Source organism: Streptomyces sp. SID3343 (assembly GCF_009865215.1).
GTDB lineage: Bacteria > Actinomycetota > Actinomycetes > Streptomycetales > Streptomycetaceae > Embleya.
In genome coordinates this window covers 1-3,816 of record NZ_WWJX01000367.1, presented here as the reverse complement: position 1 = coordinate 3,816, position 3,816 = coordinate 1, and the positions used below count along the sequence as shown (strand labels likewise).

At 72.3% G+C, this 3,816-nt stretch carries 3 protein-coding genes; 2 read left to right on the top strand and 1 reads right to left on the bottom strand.

Annotated elements, in window-relative coordinates; all coding sequences use genetic code 11:
- Positions 1 to 69: 69 nt before the first annotated feature.
- Complete coding sequence (locus GT354_RS12220) at positions 70 to 822, bottom strand: ABC transporter ATP-binding protein (protein ID WP_237534648.1); 753 nt, start codon at positions 820 to 822, stop codon at positions 70 to 72.
- Between the two features lie 271 nt (positions 823 to 1,093).
- Here GT354_RS12220 and GT354_RS12215 point away from each other — a divergent pair, with 271 nt between their 5' ends.
- Entirely contained in the window at positions 1,094 to 2,011 is a 918-nt protein-coding gene (locus tag GT354_RS12215) for an Lrp/AsnC family transcriptional regulator (RefSeq protein WP_161356316.1), read from the top strand.
- 335 nt (positions 2,012 to 2,346) lie between these two features.
- Positions 2,347 to 3,816: amidohydrolase (locus GT354_RS12210; RefSeq protein WP_161356315.1), on the top strand; the 1,470-nt coding region annotated here is incomplete at its 3' end.

Below are 3,816 nucleotides of genomic sequence, written 5' to 3'. Positions count from 1 at the left end.
CGGGGCCGCCGCCGGTCGGCAGCCCACCGAGCCCGCCCAACGCCCCGCCGCCTGCGCCGGCTTCGCGGGTCAGGTCGTACGGGTGGTGGCGTCGAAGCGCTTCATGCGTTCCAGGACGCGTTCGTGGGTCGGGGTGTGCATCTCGTCGACGATGTGGCCGTCGCCGAGGAAGACGACGCGGTCGGCGTAGGAGGCGGCGACCAGGTCGTGGGTGACCATGACCACGGTCTGGCGTAGTTCGTCGACGCTGCGGCGGAGTACGCCGAGCACCTCGGCGCCCGCGTGCGAGTCCAGGTTGCCGGTCGGCTCGTCGGCGAAGATGAGCTCGGGGCGGCCCACGAACGCCCGTGCGCATGCGACGCGTTGCTGCTGACCGCCGGACATCTGCGAGGGGCGGTGGCGCAGCCGGTCGCCGATCTCCAAAGTGGCCACGACCTGGTCGAGCCAGCCCTGATCCGGTTTGCGGTGGGCGATGGACATCGGCAACACGATGTTCTCCATCGCGGTGAGGTACGGGAGCAGGTTGAACGTCTGGAAGATGAAACCGATCTTGTCCCGGCGCAGTTGGGTGAGGTCCTTGTCCTTGAGCGCGGTGATCTCGGTATCGCCGACCCAGATGTGACCACTGGTCACCGAATCGAGGCCGGCCAGACAGTGCATCAGGGTCGACTTGCCCGAGCCCGACGGCCCCATGACGGCGGTGAAGCGCCCCCGTTCGATGCCGATGTCGACCGCGTCCACGGCTGTGACGCGGGTGTCGTCGACGCCGAACGTCTTGGTCAAGGCGCTCGCGCGCGACGCGAGTTCGGGTCCGCCCGGCAGATCGCGCGGGGGAGTCGTACCGGTGTGGCCGCCGTCGTTCCTGCGATGTTTGCGCACGAGCTCTCCTCGGTCGGTGAGCGTACGGACCCTCCCGAGTATCGACCCGCCGTCCACACATGGGAACGCACAGGATGGATGGGAACGCTCCGCCGGGGCGGGAGTACGCCCTGACCCGTCCGGCGGGGGACGCGGTCGACCGGCCGGGCCGACCCGGATCGACCCCCGCCCGGCCTGTGACAAACTGCCGTTCGGAGCCCGAAGGAGTCACGCCGTGCAACTGGACCGTACCGATCTGGACCTGGTCCACGCGCTACAGGAGGACGGCAGGCTCACCTACGAGGCCCTCGCCGGCCGGGTCGGCCTCTCCCGGGCGGCCGCCAGGGCCAGGGTGCAGCGACTGCTCGACGCCGGCCTCGTGCGCATCGTCGGGGTGGTCCATCCGCTCGTGCTCGGCCGCACCACCATGGCGCACATGGCGATCGGCGTGGACGGCCCCGCCGCCCCCGTCGCCCGCGCCGTCGCGGGGCTTCCCGAGTCGGTATTCGTGACCATGACCGCGGGGCGGGCGCCCGTGGTGGCCGAGCTGCGCACGGACAGCTTCGCGTCCCTCGCGGCGGCGGTGGCCGAGGTGGGCAGGCTGCCCGGGGTGCGCGCCGTCGACGTCGCGCCCTACACCCGCGTGGTCAAGGACCCGTACACTCCCGCCGACGAACCCGACCCGCTCGACCTGGACCGGATCGACCGCGTGATCCTGGAGGCACTCCAGCCCGACGGGCGGATGCCGTTCGCCGAACTCGCGCAGCGCATCGGCCTGTCGCCCGGCGCGACCCGCGCCCGCACGCTGCGCCTGCTGGACGCCGGCGTCTTTCGCGTGGTGGCCCTGGTCCGCCCCGGCATGCTCGGACTCGGCCAACTCACCGGCTTCGCGCTGCGCCTGACCGACCCCGCCGCGGCGGCCGGACCCGGCGGGACCGTCGAACGGATCGCCGCCCACGACCGGGTCCAGTTCGTCGCGGCGTGCGTGGGGCGTGCGGACCTGGTCGGTACGGTCGGCGGCGAGTCGACCGACGACGTGTTGGCCGCCCTGGAGGAGTTGCGCGCGCTGCCCGGCGTGCACGACGTGGAGACGTGGTTGCACCTGGACATGGTCAAGGAGCGCTACGACACGCATCTACTCAACGGGGCCTGACCGGCCACCGCCCGCCGCTCGGATCACCGCGCCGAGAGGGCTGAGCCGAGCCGAGCCGAACCAAGCAGAGCCGAACCAAGCAGAGCCGAGCCGAGCCGCCGGGCCGAGCCCCCGAGCCAAGCCCCCGAGCCGAGCCCTGTCGAGCCGGACCCCGCCGAACCCCGAGCCCGGCCGACGTTTCGTCGGCCGGGCTTTCGCACGCCTGCCGAAAAGTTTGCCCACTGACCCCCTGGCGATCTATTCATCATTAACTTAACCTTCACGCAGACGAAACGTCAGGGCGTAGCGCATTTCGCCGACGAATCGTCCTCACCACAGCCGTCGAAGGGCCCGCCATGTCCACCCACACCACCACCGGCAGCAGCACCAGCCTCGGCACCACCGTCGACCCCGACCGCACCCTCCTCGTCGCCGGCGGCACCATCCACACCCACGGCCCCGACGGCCGCGTCGAGGCCCTGGCCATCCGCGGCGAACGCATCGTGCACGCCGGTACCACCGCCGACGCCCGCGCCGCCCTCGGCCGCGTCGACGCCGAAGTCGACCTGGCCGGCCGTACCGTCCTGCCCGGCTTCACCGACGCGCACAGCCACCCCGTCATGTACGGGCAAAACCTCGCGTGGGCCGACCTGCGGCCCGAAGTGGTCGGCGACATCGACACCCTCGTCGACACGCTCACCCGCTTCGCCGCCGACCTGCGACCGGGCACCCCGCTGCGCGGCTTCGGCTACGAGCACCGCCGCCTCGCCGAAGGCAGGCACCCGTACGCGAGCGACCTCGACCGCGTCGCGACCGACCGCGAGGTCTACGTGATGAACGCGTCCGGCCACGGCGGCGTGGTGAACACGTACACGCTGAACAAGTACGGCATCACCGCCGGCCTCCCCGACCCCGCCGGCGGCCGGATCGGCCGCTTCGCCGACGGCACGCCCAACGGCGAACTGTGGGACGGCGCGTGCGACCTGCTCACCGGCCCCGACGGCGTCAAGATCACCAACCACGGGCCGAACTTCCACCTCGACGACCCCGAGGACGTCATGCGCGGGCACCTGCTCCGCGCCCAGGAGACCTACCTCGCCGCCGGCGTGACCACGGTCGGCGACGCACAGGTGTCGCGCCGCGAACTGGAGGCGTATCTGCGCGGCCGGGACAGCGGCGCGCTGCGGATGCGGGTGTCGGCCTATCTGACCTCGGCGCTCCTGGACACCGCCCTCGAACTGGGCCTGACCCGCACCCTCGGCGACGACCTCTTCCGCGTCCAGGGCATCAAGCTGTACGCCGACGGCACCCTCGGCGGCTGGACCGCGTACTTCCCCGACGGCTACGCCCACGACTGCTGCCACCACGGCCAGCTGTACCACGACCCCGCGGAGTACGCCGACCTCGTCCTGCGCGCCCACCGCGCCGGCCTCCAGACCGCCACGCACGCCCAATCCCCGTACGCCATCGGCATGGTCCTCGACGCCGTCGAGAAGGCCCAGGCGGACACCCCGCGCCCCGACCCGCGGCACCGCGTCGAACACTGCGGCCTGCCCACCGACGACGAGATCGCCCGCATGCGCGACCTCGGCGTACACGCGTGCCTCCAGCCGCAGCATCACCTGCGCACCGGCGACGGCACGATCACCGCCCTCGGCGAACTCGGCCACCGCTACAACCCCAGCGGTCTGCTCGCCGCCGCCGGCACGTCCTTCGCGTTCAGCTCGGACGCCCCCGTCGCACCGCCCGCCCCGTTCGAGGCGGTCGCCGCCGCCGCGTCCCGGCGCACCGTCCTGGGCACCGTGCTCGGCGGCCCCGAACTGCGC